Origin of the sequence: Jiangella alkaliphila (genome assembly GCF_900105925.1) — a bacterium.
Classification (GTDB): domain Bacteria; phylum Actinomycetota; class Actinomycetes; order Jiangellales; family Jiangellaceae; genus Jiangella; species Jiangella alkaliphila.
In genome coordinates this window covers 3382892-3405638 of record NZ_LT629791.1, presented here as the reverse complement: position 1 = coordinate 3405638, position 22747 = coordinate 3382892, and the positions used below count along the sequence as shown (strand labels likewise).

The 22747-nt window shown below is 72.1% G+C and carries 14 protein-coding genes and 2 pseudogenes; 6 read left to right on the top strand and 10 right to left on the bottom strand.

Translation table 11 applies throughout. From position 1 onward, the window contains the following. Positions 1-167: 167 nt before the first annotated feature. From BLV05_RS15650 to BLV05_RS15620, 7 genes and pseudogenes are all read right to left on the bottom strand, one after another. Entirely contained in the window at positions 168-416 is a 249-nt protein-coding gene (locus BLV05_RS15650; RefSeq protein ID WP_046769837.1) for a hypothetical protein, read from the bottom strand. An 81-nt stretch (positions 417-497) separates the two neighbouring features. Next, the gene (locus BLV05_RS15645) at positions 498-2000 is read right to left on the bottom strand and encodes a glucoamylase family protein (protein WP_046769838.1); all 1503 of its coding nucleotides are present in this window, start codon (positions 1998-2000) and stop codon (positions 498-500) included. A gap of 28 nt (positions 2001-2028) precedes the next feature. Further along, positions 2029-6357, bottom strand: a complete 4329-nt coding sequence (locus tag BLV05_RS15640) for a ThuA domain-containing protein (RefSeq protein ID WP_063932578.1) — start codon at positions 6355-6357, stop codon at positions 2029-2031. A 649-nt stretch (positions 6358-7006) separates the two neighbouring features. Continuing rightward, positions 7007-8149, bottom strand: a complete 1143-nt coding sequence (gene dusB / locus BLV05_RS15635) for a tRNA dihydrouridine synthase DusB (protein ID WP_046769947.1) — start codon at positions 8147-8149, stop codon at positions 7007-7009. Then, positions 8146-9525 carry a glycine--tRNA ligase gene (locus tag BLV05_RS15630; protein WP_046769948.1) on the bottom strand — a complete coding sequence of 460 codons (1380 nt, stop codon included), beginning with the start codon at positions 9523-9525 and terminating at the stop codon, positions 8146-8148. Before BLV05_RS15630 ends, dusB begins: the two co-directional genes overlap by 4 nt. A gap of 21 nt (positions 9526-9546) precedes the next feature. Further along, positions 9547-10785 carry a YibE/F family protein gene (locus BLV05_RS15625; protein ID WP_063932579.1) on the bottom strand — a complete coding sequence of 413 codons (1239 nt, stop codon included), beginning with the start codon at positions 10783-10785 and terminating at the stop codon, positions 9547-9549. 113 nt (positions 10786-10898) lie between these two features. After that, a pseudogene (locus BLV05_RS15620) lies at positions 10899-11171 on the bottom strand (antibiotic biosynthesis monooxygenase family protein); the annotation flags it as partial. 129 nt (positions 11172-11300) lie between these two features. Between BLV05_RS15620 and BLV05_RS15615 the strand changes: the two are divergent. Further along, positions 11301-11711: a DUF6703 family protein gene (locus BLV05_RS15615; RefSeq protein WP_052762643.1), complete on the top strand. Its 411-nt coding sequence runs from the start codon at positions 11301-11303 to the stop codon at positions 11709-11711. A gap of 184 nt (positions 11712-11895) precedes the next feature. Continuing rightward, positions 11896-12489 (top strand): hypothetical protein, encoded by a 594-nt coding sequence (locus BLV05_RS15610; protein WP_152690841.1) that lies wholly within the window; start codon positions 11896-11898, stop codon positions 12487-12489. Positions 12490-12501: 12 nt separating this feature from the next. Here the strand turns inward: BLV05_RS15610 and BLV05_RS38615 are convergent, their stop codons facing one another. The 3 genes and pseudogenes from BLV05_RS38615 to BLV05_RS15600 form a co-directional block, all read right to left on the bottom strand. Continuing rightward, positions 12502-14889, bottom strand: coding sequence for a DUF6351 family protein (locus BLV05_RS38615; protein WP_407929307.1), 2388 nt, complete (start codon positions 14887-14889; stop codon positions 12502-12504). Beyond that, positions 14890-17583, bottom strand: a pseudogene (locus BLV05_RS38610) (exo-alpha-sialidase); the annotation flags it as partial. A gap of 231 nt (positions 17584-17814) precedes the next feature. Continuing rightward, the gene (locus tag BLV05_RS15600) at positions 17815-18225 is read right to left on the bottom strand and encodes a Fur family transcriptional regulator (protein ID WP_046769840.1); all 411 of its coding nucleotides are present in this window, start codon (positions 18223-18225) and stop codon (positions 17815-17817) included. A 115-nt stretch (positions 18226-18340) separates the two neighbouring features. On the opposite strand from BLV05_RS15600, the gene BLV05_RS15595 reads away from it, so the two are divergent. Genes BLV05_RS15595 through BLV05_RS15580 form a run of 4 tightly spaced genes read left to right on the top strand, consistent with a single transcriptional unit; the run spans position 18341 to position 22333 of the window. After that, entirely contained in the window at positions 18341-19297 is a 957-nt protein-coding gene (locus BLV05_RS15595; RefSeq protein WP_046769841.1) for a metal ABC transporter substrate-binding protein, read from the top strand. Positions 19298-19310: 13 nt separating this feature from the next. Further along, positions 19311-20066, top strand: a complete 756-nt coding sequence (locus BLV05_RS15590) for a metal ABC transporter ATP-binding protein (RefSeq protein WP_046769842.1) — start codon at positions 19311-19313, stop codon at positions 20064-20066. After that, positions 20063-21052 carry a metal ABC transporter permease gene (locus tag BLV05_RS15585; RefSeq protein ID WP_046769843.1) on the top strand — a complete coding sequence of 330 codons (990 nt, stop codon included), beginning with the start codon at positions 20063-20065 and terminating at the stop codon, positions 21050-21052. The genes BLV05_RS15590 and BLV05_RS15585 overlap by 4 nt, the downstream gene beginning before the upstream one ends. Before the next feature lie 36 nt (positions 21053-21088). After that, on the top strand, positions 21089-22333 hold the full coding sequence (locus tag BLV05_RS15580; RefSeq protein ID WP_046769844.1) for an RNA polymerase sigma factor: 1245 nt from the start codon (positions 21089-21091) through the stop codon (positions 22331-22333). The last annotated feature ends 414 nt before the right edge of the window (positions 22334-22747 follow it).

The following is a 22747-nucleotide window of genomic DNA, read 5'->3' as shown; positions in this document are numbered from 1 at the left end:
CGCGGCCCGAGCGGCCGCATGGACCACTTCGGGACCAATCACACGGAACGCGAACGCACGAGCGTCCCCTGCACCGATGACCGCGTCGGACCCCACTGCCATGGTGGGTGGCGCGTGACGCACGGCACACGTGCTGGTACGGACCTCTCCCTACCAGTGGGAGCCGGTCAGCCGGGCGCGGACGTCCCGCCCGGGAGGTCCTCGCCGATGGTGTCGCTGAGCTGGTCGACGTTGAAGACCAGCCAGATGAAGATGCCGGCCGCGAGCGCGGACACGATGATCGTGCCGAGCGAGAACTTCGACTGCACGGCCTTGTAGATGACGAACACGACGGCCACCGTGACGGCCACCGTCTGCAGCACAGGCTGGAGGTCCACCGCGGTGGTGGACGCCCAGTCGAGGAGCCCTGTCTGCATACCCCCACGATACGGACGGACCCGCTCCCCCGCCGCCCCTCGCTCAGTTCGCGGGACGAGGGGCGGCGGCCGGGGACGCGCTCAGCGGTAGTTGGTGAACTCCTCCATCGCGATCACGGGCTTGACGCGGGACTGGAACTGCGGCGTGACGAACGCGTCGCGCAGCAGGTCGTCGGCCAGCGCGTTGCCGATCGCGCCCATGACCATGCCCTGGTCGAGGGACAGGAAGTACTCGTCGACGGTGCCGCTGTCGACGTTGACGGCGTCGCGGAAGCCCCAGTCGGAGTAGATGTCGAAGTCGCTCTCCAGGTTCGCGAGGTTCTCCATCGCCTCCTCGGGTGCGTACCGCAGCGCCAGGAACGCCGCGTGCGGCGTCACGACGCCGTTGGTGTAGTCCTCGGGTTCGGGCAGCGGCTGGGCCGGCTTGTCGCAGCCCTCCCAGCCGTAGTCGACCAGCGTGGCGTCGTTGTTCGACGGGTAGCCGTTCGGGTCCATCCCGATCGCCTCGACGCCGTAGACGTTGTAGCCGCCGTTGGTGTTGTTCGACGGCGAGAATCCCCAGTAGCCGTACTGCGCCTCCTCCAGTCCGTGCTCGATGTGCGCCTGGACGTAGTTCGGGTGGTTCACGGCCCAGCTGCGCCGGCCCCACTCCTCCTCGGGCACGAACAGCGTCGGCATCAGCGCCTCGAACATGCTGCCGCCCCAGGCCGGCACGATCTCCATGCCGCGGTACTGGTAGGCGCCCTCCCAGACCTGCTGGCGCAGGTAGTTGCGGTGCTCGCCGACCGACTTCTGCTCCGTCCAGTTCCAGTCGCAGGTGTTCGGGAAGCTGCGGAAGGTGCCGAAGTAGGCCTTGCGCGGGATCTCGTCCTTCGCCATGCCGATGTAGGTGGCGATGCGGCTCTCGCTGACCAGCGTGTCGTAGCAGCACGGCGCGGCGCCGGTGCTGGGCGCGTAATGGAACAGGATGCGGTTGACCTCGGGCCGGTAGTAGAACCCGAAGTCCATGCTGTCGAACAGCGCGCCGGCGGGCTCGGCCAGCTCCGGGACGGCCTCGCGGACGACCTGCAGGCCGGTCGCCAGCCAGCCGTTGTCGACCGACGAGTAGTGCGGGATGACCGTGCTGCCGTCGTCGGGCCAGACGGTGATGACCTCGCCCGTGCGGTGGTCGTACCAGTTGAAGAACTGGCCGCTCCCCTCGTCGCGCTCCAGCCCGGCGAGCGTGTCGAGCGTGACAGAGAGTCGCTCGACCAGCTCGTCGCGGTCGATGATGTCCAGTTCCTCGGCGACGACGGCGCTCCACATGTAGGCGCCGATGTTGGTGGTCGACGTCTGCGGGCTGGTGCTGCCGTCGGCCTTCAGCTTGTCCGCGGGCATCCCGCTGGCCTCGTCGGTCATCGCGACGAACGACGCCCAGGTGTCCTCGGCGTAGCGGTGCAGCGTGGCGCGGTCGTCCTGCGACAAGCCGTCGGCCGGTCGCGCGGCGGGCGCCGTCGGCGCGGCCTGGGTGGGCAGCGCCAGGCCGGCGACCAGCACCGTCGCGGCGGCCGCCGCAACGGCCTTCGCTGTCGGTCGAATCTGCATGGACAGTCCTTTCCGGGGGTGGACGGGGTCAGCTGCGGCCGGCGGCGGCGATGACGGCGTTGCGTTCGGCCCGGGTGAGCACGCCGTCATGCACCAGGTGCTGGGTCACGCTGCGGACGTGCATCATGAACCGGCCCTCGTTCGGCCACTCCATCTCGTCCTCGATGAGGTCCTCGACGGTGCAGCCGTCGTCGCGCTCGTAGTTGGTGACGCCGGAGTCGACGGCGCGGACGACGACCGTCGGGCTCTCGTCGGAGTCGGGGCAGGCGTCCGGCGGCTCGGACTCGAGCACGTGGAAGTAGTCGAACGCGACGGTGGTCGCCTGCGTCTGCTCCTGGCCGAACGCGTAAAGCCCGACGTCGGCCGTCGCCAGGCGGTCGTTCTCGATGACGCCCACCTGCTCGAAGTTCACGCCGTCGGAGCTGTAGTAGCCGGTGTAGGTCGAGCCGGACTTCTCCAGCCGCAGCCACCAGGTCGTCACGCCGTCGGGCAGGGTGACCTCGGGGAACGCGGGCTGGAAGATGTCGTCGATCTCGTGCCGCATCTCGATCTTGCGCTCGCACGGCTCACCGACCGGCGACGTGCCGACGTAGTCGAGCTTGAGGAAGGTCTGGTCGCTCTCGTAGACCAGCAGGCCGCCCTGCTGCCAGCGTTCGCAGACGTCACCGGACACCTGCGTCTCGATCACCCAGTCGCCGGCCGGCAGCGTCTGCAGCATGAGGTTCGGCGCGTTGTTGTGCTGGTCGAACAGGTTGGTCGGGGTGGTGTCGATCTTCAGCTGGCCGCCCTCGACGCGGAACCGGTTGAGGTCGGGCCGGACCACCTGGTCCCAGCGGCAGCCGTCCAGCCGGTCGCCGTCGAACTCGTCGTCCGGGGGCGGGTCGCTGCCCGGGTCGGCGCACTCGATCGGCGGCGACGCCTCGGGCACGGCCTCGACCCGGACGGAGTCGTGCGCTTCCGAGCCGGCCGCGTCGGTGACGGTGACCGTCGGGCGGTACACGCCGGACAGCTCGTAGGTGTGCGTGACGGTCGCGCCGGTCGCCGTGGCGCCGTCGCCGAAGTCCCAGGCGTAGGTCAGCTCCTGGCCCTCCGGGTCGGTGGCCTCGACGCTGAGCGTCACCTCGTACGGCAGCTCGCCGGACGGTGGCGTCGCCTCGACCGACCACACCTCCGGCCGCGCGTCGACGGACACGCCCTTGCCGCGGAACTTCAGGTAGTTGAGGTTGAACAGGCCGGTCGACCCTGGCTCGTGCTTGAACACGAAGAACAGCTCGTGCGTGCCGCCGGGGTCCTCGATCGGGACGGTGACGTCGGTCCACGACTGCCAGCCGCCGGTCGGCGCGATGAAGCCACTGTCGGAGACCAGCGGGCCGTCCGGCGCGCCGGAGCGGACCTCGATCCGCCCGCCGCTGCCGCCGGACGCGAGCCGGTAGGTGATCGCGTCGATCCCGGCGAGGTTCATCGGGTCGTAGGAGATGTAGTCGCCGTCGTCGATGAAGCCGATGTTCTGCCGGCCGCCGCGCGGGTCGCTGGTGGCCTCGAGCTGGATACCGCTCATCGTCTGGAAGTGCTCGGCCTCCTTCAGCTTCGGTTGCAGGACGTGCAGGTCGCGGCCGGTCAGCGCGCCGACGCCGGCCCCGCCCGCGTCGGTGTAGCGGGCCTCGAGCACCCAGAACAGGTCCTCGCCGGCCGGGTGACCGGCGTCGGTGCTGGTGGCGACGGTGCCCTCGCAGCCGGGCAGTACCTCGACGGGGTGCGCATGGCCGGCGTGGCCGAACAGCACCTGCAGGTCGACGCCGTCGCAGCTGATCGAGCCGTCGCCGGTCGAGCCGTCCTCGGCGTCGGTGACGTCGATGCCGTAGGCGATGTCGTCGCCGAAGTCGAAGAAGCCGCCGTCGACCGGTGGATCGAGCGTGACCTCAGGCGCGGTGTTGCCGGCGGTGATCTGGACGGTCTGCGAGCGGGTCGCGCCGTCCTCGGCCGTCACCGTCAGCCGGGCGGAGTACTGGCCGGCGACGGTGAACGTGTGGCTCGGGTTCGGGTCGGTCGACTCCGCGCCGTCGCCGAACGCCCAGTGGTACGTGACAGGCAGGCCGCCCGGGTGGCCGGAGCCCTCGCTGCTGAACTGCACCGTCAGCGGCAGCGCCCCGGACGTCGGGTCGGCGCCGGCCTGTGCGACCGGCCGGGTGCCGCCACCGGCGTACTCGATGCGGTAGATGCCGGAGTCGGCGTTGTTGCCGCCGAACCCCGTCCCCCACTCGATCAGGTACAGCGCGCCGTCAGGCCCGAACGTCATGTCCATCGGGCGCAGGAACTGCATGGTGCTGAGGAGCGGGTTGATGTCATGGACGGTGTCGCCGTCGAGCCGGAGCTCCCAGACGTCGTTGTCGAAAGGCCGCACGTAGCCGTCCTCGGTGTTGGTCCACTCGTAGAACAGCGCGGCGCCGTCGTAGTAGGCCGGCCACTTGACGTCGGAATCCAGCGCTTCGTCGTAGCGGTAGACGGGGCCGGCCATCGCGCCGCCGCCGGTGCCCAGCTCAGGCGCGTTGGTGCCGGTCTCGGAGCGGCCGTAATAGAGGTCCGGCGCGACGACCGGCGGGAGCTGCGTCAGGCCGGTGTTGTTCGGCGAGTCGTTGACCGGGTTGGCGCAGTCGAAAGCGGGGCCGGCGGTCTGGCTGGCGAAGTTCCAGTCGCGGAACGGGCCGGCGCCGTGGCAGTACGGCCAGCCGTAGTTGCCGGCGGCGGTGATGCGGTTCCACTCGACCTGGCCCTCGGTGCCGCGGTCCGGGTTCGCCGACGGCGCGTCCGGCCCGTAGTCGCCGACCAGCAGCGCGCCGGTCGCGCCGTCGACCTCGATGCGGAACGGGTTGCGGAAGCCCATGGCGTAGATCTCCGGCCGGGTGCTCGCCGTTCCCGGTGCGAAGAGGTTGCCGTCCGGGACGGTGAAGGTCCCGTCCGGCTCGGGGTGGACGCGCAGCACCTTGCCGCGCAGGTCGTTGGTGTTCGACGAGCTGCGCTGGGCGTCGAACGAGGCGCGGCCGGGTCGCTCGTCGATCGGCGCATATCCCTCGGACTCGAACGGGTTGGTGTCGTCGCCCGTGGCCAGGTACAGGTTCCCGGCGGCGTCGAAGCTCAGGCTGCCGCCGGCGTGGCCGGACACCGCGCGGTCGACCGGCACCTCCAGCAGCTGCACCTCGCTGGCGAGGTCGAGCGTCGTGCCCGTGAGCGTGAACCGCGACAGCCGCTGCTCCGCCTCCGTCCCGTCCGGCGAGTAGTACAGGTAGATCCAGCCGTTGCTGACGAAGTCCGGGTCGAGCGCGATGCCCAGCAGGCCGTCCTCGCGCTGCGTGTACACGTCGAGGGTGCCGACGACCGTGGTCTGGCTGCTCGCGGGGTCGATCATCCGCACTTCGCCGGCCCGCTCGATGTAGAACACCCGCCCGTCCGCGGCGACGTCCAGCTCCATCGGGTTCGCGGTGCCGGTGTCGAGCGGGACCTTGTCGAACGTGTCCCAGACCGTGCCTCCGCAGTCGGCCGCCGTCGCGCCGGCCGCGGTCTCGATGCCGCCGAGCAGGTGCTGCAGGAACTCCGGCTCGGAGTAGCTCTCGGTGGTGTGCCCGCCCGCGGTGTACCAGGCCCGGCCGCCGTCGTAGTTCTGGCACCAGGCGATCGGGTGGTCCAGGCCCATCGGATTCGCCTCGGGGTCGTACGTGCTCTCGTCCAGGCTGGCCAGCACGTGCACGTCGCCGCGCGGGTTGGTGCGGAAGCTGTACCACTCGTCGAACCGCTCCCATTGGGCCGGCAGGTGCTGCGTGGACGGGTGGGTGCGGTCGGCGACCTCGATGGTGGCGTCCTGGTTGCGCGGGTGACCCTGGAAGTAGGCGCCGACCAGCTCGCCGTACCACGGCCAGTCGTACTCGGTGTCCGACGCCGCGTGGACGCCGGCGTAGCCGCCGCCCGCCTGGATGTAGCGCTCGAACGCCGCCTGCTGCTCGTCGTTCAGGACGTCGCCGGTCGTGGAGAGCCAGACGACCGCGTCGTACTGGGCGAGGTTCTCGTCGGTGAACGCGGTGGCGTCCTCGGTGGCCGTGACGGTGAACTCGTGCTCGGCGGCCAACTGCTGGATCGCGGCGATGCCGGCCGGGATCGAGTCGTGCCGGAACGCGGCCGTCTTGCTGAACACGAGGATCGAGTAGCCGCCGTGGCCCGGGTGGGCGGCGGCCTCGGGCGCCTGCGCCGCCTGCCCGCCGACGACGGTCAGCAGGCCGGCCAGCAGCCCGAGGACGGCAGTCAGTGCGGCCGGTCCGCGCCGGCCGGTGCGGTGGCGCCCACGTGGGCGCGGTCCGGGCTGAGCCATGAGCGGTTCCTCTCCATCGAGTCCCCCAACCCCCGTGTGCCCGGCCTCAGCCCTCGATTTCGTCTGGGCGCCCGCCGAATGTAACCGGTATCAGTAACCGGTTACGAAGAGATTTCCGTACCAAATGTCCGGTGTCAAGAGGGTGCGCGGGAACGGCCGGAGAGGTGCCGGCGGTTGGGGTCCGGGCCGTTGGCCGGGGGCTCGCGGCCGGTCGCCGAAGTGTCGCCGAGTTGGCCGTCCCCCTGCTGCCCATTTTCTTAGCCGTGAACGTGCGCCTCAAATCCTCACTCGCGTGGGGAACACCTCACTCGCGTGAGGACCGGATAGCGGCTGGATCGGTGCCGGGTGCGGTCCTACGGCGGGTGAGGTGCTTCGGTGACGGGTGAGGTCTCACCGTCGTGCTCGTGAATCCGGCGGATACTCGAATTTCCGACGCGTACGGCCCGGATCTGGCCCGCACTCGCCGGAAATTCGGGTATCCGCCGGTTCTTTGAGCATCCGACGGCCGGTACGACGGTCCAACTAGATCGAGGTGTGCCCGGTTCTTCCCCGTCCCCTGATAGCTGCCCGTTCTTAGGCCGCGGGTGCGCGGCTAAGACCATGGGCAGCAGGGGGACGCCCAACAGGCAAACCCCCGACGAACCTCCCGTCAGCCGCCGGAGATGTCGAGCTCGGCGTCGGCGAGGTCGCCGGTGACGCCGTCGGTCTCGTCGAGCCAGCCGGCCGGGAGGGCGACCTTGCGCGGACTGCCCTGCCGCCCGCGCGGCTGGCCGAGCTCGGCGACCGGATACGGCTGCGCCGGGTCCAACTCCCCCAGCAGCGCGTCGAGGTCGGCCAGCGACGACACCATCCCCAACGACGCCCGGACCTCGGAGCCCGCCACGAAGCCCTTGAGGTACCAGGCCATGTGCTTGCGCATGTCGCGCAGGCCGCGGTCCTCGCCCATGAGGTCGGCGAGCAGTTCGGCGTGGCGGCGCATCATGGCGGCCACCTCACCGAGGGTCGGCAGCGACGGCACCGGCGCGCCCGTCAAGGCGGCGGCGAGGTCGCGGAACAGCCACGGCCGGCCGAGGCAGCCGCGGCCGACGACGACGCCGTCGGCGCCGGTGGCCTCGAGCATGCGCACGGCGTCGGCGGCCTCCCAGATGTCGCCGTTGCCGAGCACCGGGATCGACACGTGCTCCTTGAGCCGCGCGATGGACGTCCAGTCGGCCTCGCCGGAGTAGTGCTGGACGGCGGTGCGCCCGTGCAGCGCGATGGCGGCGCAGCCGGCGTCCTCGGCGATGCGGCCGGCGTCGAGGTAGGTGAGGTGGTCGTCGTCGATGCCCTTGCGGGTCTTCATCGTGACGGGGATGCCGTACGGCTCGGCGGCGCCCACGGCAGCCCGCAGGATCGCCTCCAGCAGCCCGCGCTTGTACGGCAGCGCCGCCCCGCCGCCCTTGCGGGTGACCTTGGGCACCGGGCAGCCGAAATTGAGGTCGACGTGCGCGACGCCGTACTCGCCGGCGAGCACCTTCACGGCCTCGCCGACGTAGAACGGGTCGACGCCGTAGAGCTGGACCGAGCGGACGTCCTCGACGTCGGCGAAGACCAGCATGTTCAGCGTCTTCTCGTCGCGCTCGACGACGCCGCGGGAGGTGATCATCTCGCAGACGTAGAGCCCGGCGCCCTGCTCGGCGCAGAGCCGGCGGAACGCGGCGTTGGTGACGCCGGCCATCGGCGCGAGTACGACCGGCGGGCCGACCCGCAGCGACCCGAGCTGCAGCGGGGCGACGGTGGGGAGCGTCGTCAACACGTCGGCAACCGCTCCCCGAGATACGCCTCGACGCGGTCGATGCCGATGCGCTCCTGGTGCATGGTGTCGCGGTCGCGGACGGTGACCTCGTCGTCGTCGAGGGTGGCGAAGTCGACGGTGACGCAGAAGGGGGTGCCGATCTCGTCCTGACGGCGGTAGCGGCGGCCGATGGCGCCGGCGTCGTCGAACTCGACGTTCCACCGGGCCCGCAGCCGGGTGGCGAGGTCGCGGGCCTTCGGCGAGAGGTCGGCGTTGCGCGACAGCGGCAGCACGGCCACCTTCACCGGCGCCAGCCGCGGGTCGAACCGCAGGACGTGGCGGGTGTCGACGCCGCCCTTGGCGTTGGGCGCCTCGTCGACGTCGTAGGCGTCGAGCAGGAACGCGAGCACCGAGCGGGTGAGCCCGGCGGCCGGCTCGATGACGTACGGCGTCCAGCGCTCGCCCTTCTCCTGGTCGAAGAAGCTGAGGTCCTGGCCGGAGTGCTTGGCGTGCGTCGTCAGGTCGAAGTCGGTGCGGTTGGCCACACCCTCGAGCTCGGCGAACTCCGTCGCGCCGAAGCCGAAGCGGTACTCGATGTCGACCGTCCGCTTCGCGTAGTGCGAGAGCTTCTCCTTCGGGTGCTCGTAGAGCCGCAGGTTGTCTTCGGACAGCCCCAGCCCGAGGTACCAGTTCCACCGCTCCTGCAGCCAGTACTCGTGCCACTGGTCGTCGGTGCCGGGCGCGACGAAGAACTCCATCTCCATCTGCTCGAACTCGCGCGTGCGGAAGATGAAGTTGCCCGGCGTGATCTCGTTGCGGAACGACTTGCCCACCTGCGCGATGCCGAACGGCGGCTTCTTGCGCGAGGAGTTCATGACGTTGACGACGTTGGCGAAGATGCCCTGCGCGGTCTCGGGCCGCAGGTAGTGCAGCCCCTCGTCGGACTCGACCGGGCCGAGGTAAGTCTTGAGCAGGCCGTTGAACATCCGCGGCTCGGTCCACGAGTCCTTCGCGCCGCAGGTGGGGCACGGCACCTCGGCCAGCCCGCCGGCCACCGGCAGGCCGGTGCGGGCGGCGAACTCCTCCTTGAGCTGGTCCGCGCGGAAGCGGCGGTGGCAGGCCTGGCACTCGACCAGCGGGTCGACGAACTCCTCGACGTGGCCGGACGCGACCCACACCTCGCGCGGCAGGATGACCGCGGAGTCGAGGCCGACGACGTCGTCGCGCTGCTGCACCATGGAGCGCCACCACTGCCGGCGCACGTTCTCTTTCAGCTCCACGCCGAGCGGCCCGTAGTCCCAGGCCGAGCGCGTACCGCCGTAGATCTCACCCGTCGGGAAGACGAAACCACGGCGCTTGGCGAGGGAGACGATGGCGTCGACGGGCGCAGGCACGGTGGTCACTCCGTTCGGGGTCTAGGCGTCCAGGTCAGCTTCGAGGGTAGACGACACCGGCTTGCGGCGTCGGCCAGCCGGCCGGGCCGATCGTCCCCGGACCGCGAGCACCGCCAACGCCGTGGTGACCGGCACCGCCGCGATGATGCCGAGCCCGCCGACCAGCGCCCGGACGATCTCCTGGGCCACCGCCTCGCTGGTGATGGTGTCCGTCACACCCTGCCCGAGGACGCTGAACAGCATCAGCAGCGGCAACGAGGCGCCGACGTATGCGAGGACCAGCGTGTTCACCGTGGCCGCGACGTGCTCGCGGCCGATCCGCAGGCCCGCCCCCAGCAGCGACCGCCGCGACGACGCCGGGTCCGCGGCGGCCAGCTCCCACACCGCCGCGCTCTGCGTGACGGTGACGTCGTCGAGCACGCCGAGCGCCCCGATGACCAGCCCGGCGAGCAGCAGGCCGCGCAGGTCGATCTCGGTGTTGACGGTCCCGATGTAGGACGACGCCTCGCCGGCCAGCCCGGTGAAGTGCGCCAGCGAGCTGAACAACGAGCCCAGGATCCCCGTCAGCGCCAGGCTGACCAGCGTCCCGATCAGCGCGACCGACGTCCTGATCGAGACGCCGTGCGCGAGGTAGAGCGTCACGATCATGATCACCGACGCCCCGACGATCGCCACCGGCAGCGGCGACTCTCCCGTCAGCAGCGCCGGCAGCACGAACACCAGCAGCACCACCATCGAGACGCCCAGCCCGCCGAGCGCGGCCAGGCCCTTCCAGCCGGACAGCACGACGACGGCGACGGCGAACAGACCGGCCAGCCAGATCAGCGGCACGTCGCGCTGGAAGTCGAGCACTTCGTAGCGGCTCTCCAGCGGCGCGTCGGGCAGCGCGCTGAGCACGACCGCGTCGCCCTCGTGGAACTCCGGTGCACCGACGCCGAACGGCAGCGGCACGACCGTCTCGACGCCCTCGTCCGGCCCGGCGTCGACGCGGACCTGCGCCTGCAGGCACTCGGCCGCGGTGTCCTCACCCTCCGGCGTCGGCGGCGTCTCGACGACGTCTTCGCACGGCTGCACCGACAAGATCGTCCCGTCGGTGCGTACACCGGCCTCGATGCGCGGCGGGTCGCCGTCCGGCCAGAGCACGATCAGCCCGGCGATGGTCGCGAGGACGAGCGGGATCAGCACCGCCAGCACCAGACGGCGCACGTGCGGCCCGGCCGGCGGTGCGGGTTCGCCGCCGTGCAGGTGGACGGCGCTCACGCGTGCATGCCCCGATCGAAGTCGGTGGGGACGACGGGGGCGGCGGCCTGGCCGAGCCCCACCTCGTCGGCGTCAGAGGCCCGGACGCTGGCGCCGGAGCTCTCCACCGTCGCGACGATCTCGAACGCCGTCGGCTCGTCGATCGCCAGCGACAGCAGCGGCACCGCCTCCAGTTTCGACTCGTACGACGAGAGCGCGCGGCGGTAGGAGCCGACGTTCTCCCACTCGCTGCTGACCACCCACAGCTCGGGATCGTCAGCCGCGCGGCCGACGTGGCCGCCGCGCCAGCCGGGCTTGGCGGCGAGCACCTCGAGCGCCCGCCGGGCACGGTCACGGAACGAGACCGCGTCCGCGGGCGGGACCCGGTATCGGGTGACGACGAGCATCGTGATCCTTTCGAGGCCGGTGCCAGCAGAGGCGGAGCCTCGACTCTGTCGGAGCCATGGAGCAGTATGACGACCAACCACCGTACGATGCTGCGACCGAGTAGGTCGACACACCCCGAAGGATCTCCAGTGCCGCAGAACCGCCAGCCGCGCCGCAACCCGAACCGCCGGCCCGCCGCGCCGGGCGCCGGGTCGCGCGCCCCGCGGTCCGGTGGCAGCCGCCGCCCCGCCCCGGCCGGCCCGCCGCCCAAGTCGAGCCTGCGCGCCCGCATCGAGGCGGTCAGCTACCCGGTGCTGGTCAAGCTCACGGCGGCGCCCAAGTGGCTGCTCGGCGTGGTGACGGCGGCCGTCCTGCTCGGCGGCCTGCTGGCGCCGCCGCCCGTCGGCCCGGCGCTGCTCGGGTTGGTCGTGCTGTTCCTGGCGTGGCTGCTGGTGCTGGCCTGGCCGCGACTCGGCGCCGGGCAGAAGTTGAGCCGCGGCTTCATCGTGGTCGCGCTCGGCGCCCTCGTCGTCGCCCGCGCCGGCGGCCTGCTCGCCTGACTCCGTCGTCCCGGTGCGGCACTCGCCCGGAACGGCGTCGGCACGTCACCAACCAGGGCTCCAATCGGTTGATCTTGGAGTAATTGCGGAATCACTCGGACATTTCGGGCCGGAACTCTGCGCCGTTGCTCCAAGAGCAACGCCGAGCGGGTGGAGATAGCTCGTCACAAGGTAGCGTGGCGGGATGGGCGACGACAGACTTGTGGATCCGCTGGACGCGCTCGAGGCGGAGGCCAAGGACGAGGTGGACCGCGAGTATGTGCGCGCCATGCGGGCGTACCTCCGCAAGCACGACCGAGAGCAGGCCGCCGAGACCACCGACGCCGACGGCAACGCGCTCCCCCGCCTCGACCTGAGCGCCGCGTCGCCGGAGACGGACGATCCGCTGCTGCGGGTCGGCTATGCCCTGCTCGGCCATCTCCCCGAAGGATGGCTGCACGCGAATCTCATGGCCTCGGCGGCGGCCGACGATGTCCGGACCACCGTGATGATCAAGCTGGAAGCCGACGGCCCGCTCTCCTTCCAATACCTGCTGTACCTGCCCGACGTTGCCGCGGCCTGCGCGACACTGCGCCGGTCGATGTACACCGAGGACCGCGGCGCCTGGTACAACCTCGCCTTCCTGCTCCGGCCGAACGGCGCCATCACCACCCAGGTCATCGACCTTCACCCGCCGTTCGGCGTGTGGGGTCCGGACGACGCGGCGCTCCTGGTCCGCGACCATGAGCTGTACCCACGCCCGCAGGAGCGCCTCCCCGCCTGGCACCCCAGCCGCTGAGGCCGACCACGATCAGAACCGCAGCCAGGTCCCTGCCAGCGGCTGCTGCTCGACGCCGGGCACGGAGTAGTCGCAGACGCCGCCGGCGAAGACCGTGGTGAGCCGCTGCCACTGCTCGTCGCTGAGCGCGACGGCGTAGTCGGATCGCCGCGGCTCGCGCAGCCGGCACTTGACGACGTCGGCGGCGACGGACTCGCCGGCCACCTCGCGCGGGAACGACGCCGTCGGGTAGAGGCGCTCGCAGGTGCTGGCGGGATCGCGGGTGAGCGTCTCCGCCACGAAGACCGGCGAGGCGTCGCGGGTCATGCACCCCTCGACCAGGCCGGCCGGACGCGCGGCCGCGACGTCCGAGGCATCGCGGGTCGGCGTCGCCGCCAGGGTCCGCAGCCACTCGTCCATGCTCGCGACGGCGTGCCGCAGCAGCGGGCTCTCGGTGCTGAACCCGGTGTAGCGCATGTCCTCGACCAGCCCGACGACGTTCGCCGCGGTCCCGTTGGCCTTCTCCAGGCGCGCCAGCATCGAGAACGAGTGGTAGCGCACGTGCAGCTCGCCGGCCGGGTTGTCGTCACGATACGTGCGGTAGTCGGTGATCGGCGTCGCGGCCAGCCCGCCTCCGCCGCTGGTCAGCCGCCCGGTCCGGTACGCCGCCGCGATGGCCGACGTGTCGCCCTCGGTCCGTGACGGCACCAGGTTCGCGTCGTCGTCGAAGCCGCCGACGTGCTCGTTGAGGTCGAGGAACTGGTCCGCCGTGATGGCGCCGGACGACAGCGCCCCCAGGCCGTACTGGACGCCGACGTTGTCCAGCGGACGCCGGGCGAACCCCGTCTCCGGGTCGCGGCCGTACACGTTGACAGCGTGGTCGTACACGCCGCAGCGCACCCCTCGCGGGTTGGCGACCGGGTCGTAGCGCTGCTCCGCCGGCACCATCGCGCAGAACGAGCGCGGGTCGATCCGTCGCGCGCCCCCGGCGACGGCGGCCGCGGTGGCGTCGGTCGCGAACCCAGTGACGGCCAGCCGCTCCGCCTCGGTCCACGACGAGCCGTGGCCGGTGAAATAGGCGTCCAGCAGCCTCGCGTCGGTGATCATGTTCACGGTCGAGAACCCGACGTCGGGGAACGAGCAGCCGACGATGATGCCGTCGAGGATCCCCGGGTAGTTGTCGGCGATCTGGTACGCCTGGTACGAGCCCCCTGAGCAGCCGAACCCGATGACGTGGTCGACCGGCCCATACCGCTCGACGAACCGCTCCTTCACCATCGACGCGGTCTCGGCGGCGGTCAGGTCGTTGCAGTTCGAGCCGAACACGTTGAGCGACGACGACATCAGCCCGTACCCCTGGCCCAGCAGGTACGGGTCGACGACGCCGCCGGTGTTGCGGCCCTGCCGGTACCAGCCGTTGGTGCAGCCGCCGCCGAACGTGAACACCGTCGCCCCGTTCCAGGCCGGCGGCGGCGCGGCCGGTCCCGGGGCGGCGTCGGCGAGCGGGTCGTGCAGCACGGTGGTCTGGTAGACGGCCCGGTTGACGGTGCCGGTCTCCATCCGCACGACGAACGGCACCTGCGTGCCGTCGCTGGTGGTCGTCGTGACCAGGTCGGCCGGGTACTCGGTGGCCCCGGCCGGCCACGGAGCGAAGGTGTCGCCCGTCGTGCGGTAGAAGTGGTCGACGCGGCCGGCGAGCGAGCAGTTCTCGTCCAGCGGCGCGCCGAGCGTCCCGCCGATCACCGGCACGGTGAACTGCGCCGTCTCGCAGCGGAACGGCTGCTCCTGCGGGCCGGAGAAGACCGGCCCCTCGATCGGGTGGCCGGTCAGCCGGGCGGTGGTGCGCGACGCCGCCGTCCCGGCCTGTGCGGCCAGGACGTTGGCGGCGTCGTGCAGCCCCGTGACCAGGCCGGTCAGGCTGCGGCCGGACGGATCGGGCGTCAGCGACACGGTGACGTCGACCTCGTTGACGGTGACCGCCACGGCGTCGAGCGGCACGGCGTCGTCCGCCACGGACACCCGCACCAGCGCGTCGCCGCCGGTCACGGTGTCGGGCCGGCTGGACAGCACGCTCAGCGCGAGCGTGCCGTCCCCGGCGTCGTCGCCGGCCTCCGGCGTGGTGACGGTGACCGGGGCGGACGCCGGCCCGGCCAGCGCCGGACGACCCGGGTCGGGCTCGGCGAACGCGTACACGCGGACCTCGTACGCCGTCGACGGCGCCAGCCCGGTGACGTCCAGCGACGTCGCATCGGCGCCGACGCGCCCGGCCAGCGTCCACAGCTCCGTCCCGGCGGCCCGCACCTCGACGTCGTAGCCGTCGGCGCCGTCGACCGCCGCCCACGACACCCGCACCGACGACGGCGACGCGGCGGCCGCCGTCACGTCGCCCACCCCGCCCGGCACCGGGTCGCGGGTGACCATGACCGCGTCGGCGATGACGAACCCGTCGGCGGTGTTGGACAACTCCACCCGCCCGGCCGCGCCCGCCTCGAACCGGTACGCGCCGAGGTCGACCCAGACGCCCGGCCGCGAGTCGCCGACGACCCGGGCCTGGCCCCGCTGGTCGAGCCGGACCGTCGTCGCGCCGTCGGCGTGGTGGACGGTGAACGGCGCGTCGGAGGCCCGGTTGGCGTGCGCGACCGCCCAGGCGAGGACGTGGTACTCCCCCGTGACCGGCACGTCGACCTGCCAGCTCGCGGTGCGGTCGCCGGCGCCGGCCGGCGCGGACCGGTAGCTGACGCCGTAGTACGGGTGGCCGGCCTGCCCGGTGGCGCGGCTCCAGGTGCCGGTCATCCGGAACGCGCCGACCGACTCGTCGTCGACCACGACGTCGCGGCTCGCCTCGTCGGACGGCTGCCCGGCGGCGATCAGCGTGAGCTCGTCCGGCGCGATCGTCGTGCCGCCGAGCCGGCCGGGCTCCAGCAGTGTGAACCTGATCCGGTGCAGCCCGCGCTCGAGGTCGACGGTGCCGTGCTGGTACGTCTGGTAGGCGCTGCCGCTGTCCAGGCTCGGGTCGAGCACACCGTCGGGCAGCACCTGCCCGTCGATGCTCACCTCGATCCGGCCGGCGTCCTGGCCGCGCGCGTACCGGACGGCGACCTCGAACGCTCCGTCGTCGCGGGCCAGCCGGAACGGCAGCTCCAGGTAGTCGCCGGGGCCGGTCGCGGAGTACGTCAGTGCGGCACCGCCGCGGGCGTTCTCGTCCTCGATCACCGACGGCGCCGGCTGCGGGACCCGCTCGCGGACGGTCTCGTCCAGCGGCAGGTGGACGACGGGGCCGGCGGCGCCTTCCGCGGTCCGGGCGGACGCGAGCGCGGCGACCTCGTCCGCGGTCAGTACCCGGTCGTACAGCCGGACATCGTCGACTCCGCCGGTGAGCCGGTTGGCGCCGTCCGGCCGCTGGCCGATGTGGATCCCCTCGCGGGCGCTGAACGCCAGGCTGCCGGTCGGGGACGCCGCCTGGGCGACTCGGACGCCGTCGACGTACAGCTCGATCGTGCCGCCGCCCCGAGCGAGCGCGACGTGGTGCCACTCGTCGTCGGCGTACGCGCCGGGCGCGGTGAGCGTGGCCGTCGCCTGGCCGGCGTCGACGAGCGCCTGGATCCGGTTGCTGCCCGGCTCGGCACGCAGCCACCACTGCGGCGTGGCCGAGCCCCAGCCGAAGGCCCACAGGATCGCCTGGCTCTCCGTCGCGCCGGTGCGGAACCAGGCCGACGCGGTGAACGTGTCGCCGGCCCCCCGGACCGCGTCGGTCGCGGGGATCTCCAGGTGGTCGTCGCCGTCCAGGACCAACCCGCCGTCGGTGGCCACGGGCGCGCCGCCGACGACGGCATCGTTCCCGCCGGCGACGTCCGGGCTGACGGTCTGCGTGGCCGGCGGGCCGGCGGGCGGCCGGGTCTTCGCGCCGGCGGCGCCGCCGAGCTCGACCGCGTGCTCGGTGATTCCCGTCCCGGAGCCGGTGTCGCGGCCGTCCGTCAGCCAGGCGAGGTCGAGCCGGGCCATCACCAGCCGGGCCGGCGAGCCGAGGATCTCCCCGTCGCGGCCGTAGAACAGCAGGATCGTGCCGTCGGACAGCACCGCGAGGTCGGAGTAGTACGACGGGCCCGGGTTGACGATCGTGTCGTACCGGTACGTCGCGCCGTCGTCGTAGCTGACGGACAGGGTGAGCGCCTCGCGGCGGGCGGAGTCCGGCCGGGCGTGCAGCAGCCGGCTGACGCCGTCGGGACCCTCGAACCGCAGGAATCCGGCGTCGACGGCGGTGTAGCGGCCGGTCGCGGGCTCGAGCACCGGGTCGGACCAGGTCTCGCCCCCGTCGGCGCTGACGGCGCTGATCCGCTGCCGGTGCCCGCCCGCCGCCGACCGCCCGTTGACGACGATCGCGCCGTCGCCGCGCTCGTAGATGCGGCTCTCGTTGATCGGGTAGTTGACGTCGACGGGAATCGGCTCGCCGGCCTGCCAGGTGGCGCCGTGGTCGTCGCTGTAGATCACCGAGACGCCGTAGAGCCGCTCGGGTGTGGTGTGCCCGACGACCTCGCGGCGGTGCAGCACCTGCATGACCAGCCGGCCGTCCTGCAGCTGGATGCCGTGGCCGGGACCGGGGCCGTGCAGCGTCCACTCGTACGGGTTGCCCGCGAACAGCTCGTCCAGCACCACCGGCGCGGTCCACGTGACGCCGTCGTCGGTGCTGCGGCTCAGGTAGATCTCCTGGCGGTCGCCGGAGCAGCCGGTGTTGCCCGGGTCGAGCAGCGAGAGGCCGAAGAACAGGAAGATCTCGCCGGTGTCGCGGTCGACCACCGGCGTCGGGTTGCCCCACGACTGGCCGTTCTCCGACGGGACGACGACGCGGCTCGGCTCCCACGAGTCGCCGCCGTCGGTGCTGCGGCGCAGGACGATGTCGCGCGGCCCGGCGTCGCAGACGTCGTGCCGGCCCTCGGTGAAGGCCAGGATGGTGTCCGACGGCGTCACCGCCAGGCCCTGCACGTGGTAGCTCTCGTGCTCGCCGCCCTCGGCCGAGTCCCAGAGCACGGTCTCGTCGAACTCCCCCGGCCGGTCGGCGACGGTGTCAGCCGCCGGCACCGCTGCGGGCGCGGCCGGTTCGGCCGTCGCCGGCGCCATTCCTGCCGCCACCCCTGTTGCCACGGCAGCGGCCACCGCTGCCGTCGTCCGCCACGCTCGCCACGTCCGCCGTCGCACGCCGCCTCCTAATACGTATTAGACCGACGCCAACGACGTTACCGGGACGTTTCGGAACGGAGCAATGGCTCGCTCGCCCACCGGGACGCACCGCCGCCGACCAGCGGCGACCGTCCCCACGCGACCCGATTCACCATCCGCGGGCGCGGGGGGTCAGGCGGCGCAGCGGGGGCAAGTGCCGAAGATCTCCAGCGTGTGCGAGACGTCGGAGTAGCCGTGCTGGTCGGCGATGGACTTGGCCCAGCGCTCGACCGTCGGGCCGGAGATCTCCACCGTGGCGCCGCAGGACCGGCAGACCAGGTGGTGGTGGTGCTCTTCGCGGACGCAGCGGCGGTAGACCGACTCGCCGGCGTCGGAGCGCAGGACGTCGACCCGGCCGTCGTCGGCGAGGGTCTGCAGGGTGCGGTAGACGGTGGCGAGTCCGACGCCGGCGCCGCGGGCGCGCAGCAGGGCGTGCAACTCCTGGGCGCTGATGAAGTCGTCGGTCTGGTCGAGCACCTCGTCGACCGCGGCGCGCTGCCGTGTCCGGCGGTGCTCCTTGGCCGGCTGTTCGCGTACCGTCACCTGAGTCGCTCCCTGTCGATTCTCATTCCCAACACAGTCTATCTCCGAACGTCCATCGGAGACGAGCGCTGCGTCGTTTTGACAATGGTTGTCACTCTTGATGAGAATGTGTCCCATGAAGAACCGTCGTGCGGCCGCGGCCGCGCTGAGCACCGTCGCCCTCGCCGGCCTGGCCCTCACGGCCTGTGGGTCCGACGACGACCCCGTCGCGGGCGGCGGCGACGGCCCGGTCGTCGCCGCGTCGTTCTACCCGCTGGCCTTCGTGACCGAACGTGTCGCGGGCGACTACGCCACCGTCGAGAACCTCACCCAGGCCGGCGGTGAGCCGCACGACCTCGAGCTGACCGCCCGTCAGGTCGGCGAGATCGCCGACGCCGACCTCGTCGTGTACCTGGCCGGGTTCCAGCCGTCCGTCGACGAGGCGGTCGAGCAGAACGCCGAGGACCGCGCCGTCGACGTCGCGGGCCTGGTCGAGCTGCTCGACAACCCCGAGGACGAGCACGAGGGCGAGAGCGAAGAGGAGCACGAGGGCCACGACCACGGCGACCTCGCCGGCGACCCGCACATCTGGCTCGACCCGACGAACCTCGAGCCGATCGCCGACGCCGTCGCGGACCGGCTGGCCGAGGCCGACCCAGACAACGCCGACGACTACCGGGACAACGCCGAGGCGCTGAGCGCTGACCTCGAGACCCTCGACCAGGAGTACGAGGCCGGCCTGGCCCAGTGCACCCAGCGGGTGATCGTCGTCGCGCACGAGGCGTTCGGCTACCTCGCCCACCGGTACGACCTCGAGCAGGTCGGCATCTCCGGCATCGACCCCGAGGCCGAGCCGTCGCCGGAGCGGCTGGCCGAGGTGCACGACGTCGTCCAGGCCGAGGGCGTCACGACGATCTTCTACGAGCGCCTCGTCAGCCCGGACGTCGCCGAGACGCTGGCGAGCGACCTCGGCATCGAGGCGGCGGTGCTCGACCCGATCGAGGGGCTCACCGACGACACCGCCGACCAGGACTACTTCAGCCTGATGCGGGCCAACCTGGAGACGCTGCGGACCGCCAACGAATGTTCCTGAGTACGGTGACCCCATGAGAGCAGCCGTCGTCGACGTCCACGGGCTGCGGGTCGAGCTCGACGACCGCCCGGTGCTGCACGGCGTCGAGCTCAAGGTCGTCGAGGGCGAGGTCGTCACGCTGCTGGGCGCCAACGGTTCGGGCAAGTCCACGCTGGTCCGGGCGGCGGTCGGCCTGGTGCCGGCGAGCGCCGGCGAGGTGCGGCTGTTCGGCACCCCGCTGAAGTCGTTTCGCGACTGGTGGCGCATCGGCTACGTGCCGCAGCGCACGACGGCGGCGGCCGGGGTCCCGGCGACGGTGCGCGAGGTCGTCGCCGCGGGGCGGCTGGCCCGGCGCAAGCTGTTCCGGCCGGCCCGCAAGGCCGACCGCGACGCCGTCGAGCACGCGATCGAGCTGGTCGGGCTGGCCGAGCACGCCGGCCGCAGCGTCTCGAGCCTGTCCGGCGGCCAGCAGCAGCGGGTGCTCATCGCCCGCGCGGCCGCGTCCGAGCCCGATCTCATGGTGCTCGACGAGCCCAATGCCGGCGTCGACCGCCGCAGCCAGGAGGCGTTCGCCCGCGCGCTGCGCACGTTCGTCGCGTCGGGCCGGACGGTGCTGCTGGTGCTGCACGAGATGGGCCCGCTGGCGCCGCTGGTCGACCGCGGCGTCGTACTCGACGGCGGCCGCGTCGTGCACGACGGCCCGCTGCCGACCCCGCTGACGACCCTGACCGGACAGCCCGACCACCACGACGACCATCGCGAGGACTACGGGGCGGGCCTGTTCGGATGAGCTTTCTCGACTACGACTTCATGCAGCGGGCGCTGATCGCGGCCGTCCTCACCGGCCTGGCCGCGCCCGCCGTCGGCACCTACCTGGTGCAGCGGCGGCTGGCCCTGATGGGCGACGGGCTCGGGCACGTCGCGCTGACCGGTGTCGCCATCGGCCTGCTGACCGGCTGGGCGCCGGTGTGGACGTCGGTGGCGGTGGCCGTGCTCGGCGCGCTGGCCATCGACGTCGTGCGGGCCAATGGCCGCGCGTCGGCCGACGTCGCGCTGGCGATGCTGTTCTACGGCGGCATCGCCGGCGGCGTGCTGATCACCGGGCTGGCCGGCAGCACCGCGGCGACCCTGAACACGTACCTGTTCGGCTCGATCACGACGGTGTCGGCCGACGACCTGTGGGTGGTCGCCGTCCTGGCGGTCGTGGTCATCGTGCTGGCCGTGGGGCTGGCGCCGCAGCTGTTCGCCGTCTGCCAGGACGAGGAGTTCGCCCGCGCCAGCGGCCTGCCGGTGCGGCTGTACAGCATGCTGATCGCCGTCATGGCCGCGGTCACCGTGACCGTCGCCATGCGGACGGTGGGGCTGCTGCTGGTCAGCGCGCTGATGGTCGTGCCGGTGGCGACGTCGCAGCAGCTGACGCGTAGCTTCCGGACGACGTTCGCGCTGGCGATGGTGCTCGGCGTGGTGCCGTCGCTGGGCGGCGTGGTGTTCTCGTACTACGTCGACGTCGCGCCGGGCGCCAGCATCGTCGTCGCGTCGCTGGCCGGGTTCGTGCTGGCCTGGCCGGCCGGTTCGCTGCTGCGCCGCCGGCGCGCCGCGGCCGCCGTCAACGGCGAGGATCCGCGGGTCACCGGCGCGCACGTCACCACCGAACAGCATCCGCACCAGCACGAACCCGAGTGCGGACATCCCACCGTCGAGCACGGCGACCACACCGACTACCTGCACGACGGCCACCTGCACGCCGCGCACGGCCGCCACTACGACGAACACTGACCGACGCTGTCGGTGCCATGCCTCACAATGGGGCGAATGGACGGGGGAATCGAGGACCTGCTGCGCGAGCAGGCGCCGCAGGTGCTGGGTGCGCTGGTGCGCCGCTACGGCCACTTCGACGCGGCCGAGGACGCCGTCCAGGACGCGCTGCTGGCGGCCGCCGTGCAGTGGCCCGACGACGGCGTGCCCGACAACCCGCGGGCGTGGCTCATCACCGTCGCGTCGCGGCGGCTCACCGACCAGCTGCGCAGCGAGTCGGCCCGGCGCCGGCGGGAGGAGACGGCGGCCGCGCTGACCCCGTCCGACGGCCAGTTCGCCGCCCCGCCCGCCGACGAGCAGCCGCCCGACACCGACGACACGCTGACGCTGCTGTTCATGTGCTGCCACCCGGCGCTGTCGGCGCCGTCGCAGGTGGCGCTGACGCTGCGCGCCGTCGGCGGTCTCACGACCACGCAGATCGCGCGGGCGTTCATGGTGCCCGAGTCGACCATGGGGCAGCGGATCAGCCGGGCGAAGCAGAGCATCAAGACCGCCGGCGCCCGGTTCGACCTGCCGCCCGAGGAGGACCGCGCCGACCGCCAGCGCGCCGTCCTGCACGTGCTCTACCTGATCTTCAACGAGGGCTACACGGCCACGTCCGGCGCCGACCTGCAGCGGGTCGAGCTGGCCGCCGAGGCGATCCGGCTGACCCGCCAGGTGCACCGACTGCTGCCCGGCGACGGCGAAATCACCGGGTTGCTGGCGCTGATGCTGCTCACCGACGCGCGGCGACCGGCCCGCACCGGCGACGACGGCAGCCTGGTGCCGCTGGCCGAGCAGGACCGCAGCCGCTGGGACAAGGCGGCCATCGACGAGGGCGTCGCGCTTGTCACCGGTGCACTCGAGCGTGCCGAGCTGGGCCCGTACCAGGTGCAGGCGGCCATCGCGGCGGTGCACGACGAGGCGCCGGCCGCCGACGACACCGACTGGCCGCAGATCGTGGCGCTGTACGAGGTGCTGGAGCGGCTCTCCCCCAACCCGATGGTCACGCTCAACCACGCCGTCGCCGTCGCCATGGCCGACGGGCCGCAGGCCGGGCTGGCGCTGCTCGAGACGCTGTCCGGCGACAGCCGGCTGGCCGAGCACCACCGGCTCGAGGCGGTGCGCGCGCACCTGCTCGAGATGGCCGGCGACGACGACGCCGCGCGGGCCGCGTACCGGCTGGCCGCACAGCGCACCACGAGCCTGCCCGAACAGCGCTACCTGGAAGACAAGGCCGCCCGTCTCACGGCGCCGGAATGATCAGATCAGCTAACCCAGAAATGAGGTTGCCGATTACCGGCCGTGGTTTCCCGCCGGCGCGCCACGAATGCCCGGAGCAGCCCTACGATCGTCCGCCCGGCCCGGCCCGCCGGCGTTGCGTCGCGCCGATCCGCAGCCGCCCTCCGTCGTCGGTCAGCACCCAGCACGCCACGCCTGCCATCAGCGGCGTCGCCCTCGCGGCAGGCCAATCCGGCGGTCACGGCGCCGGACAATCCGCCGACGACGGGTGGCCGGCGTCGACCGTTGTCCCGTCAAGCACGTCGACAACCTGATACAAGGCGGCCCGTGCCTTCATAATGTGGTCAGGGGAATGCCGCGGTTGCCGGCGAGAATGCGCCCGCTGAAGCGCTATCATGACGCTTTCGATCGTGGCGAGTGGACCATTCTCCGGTG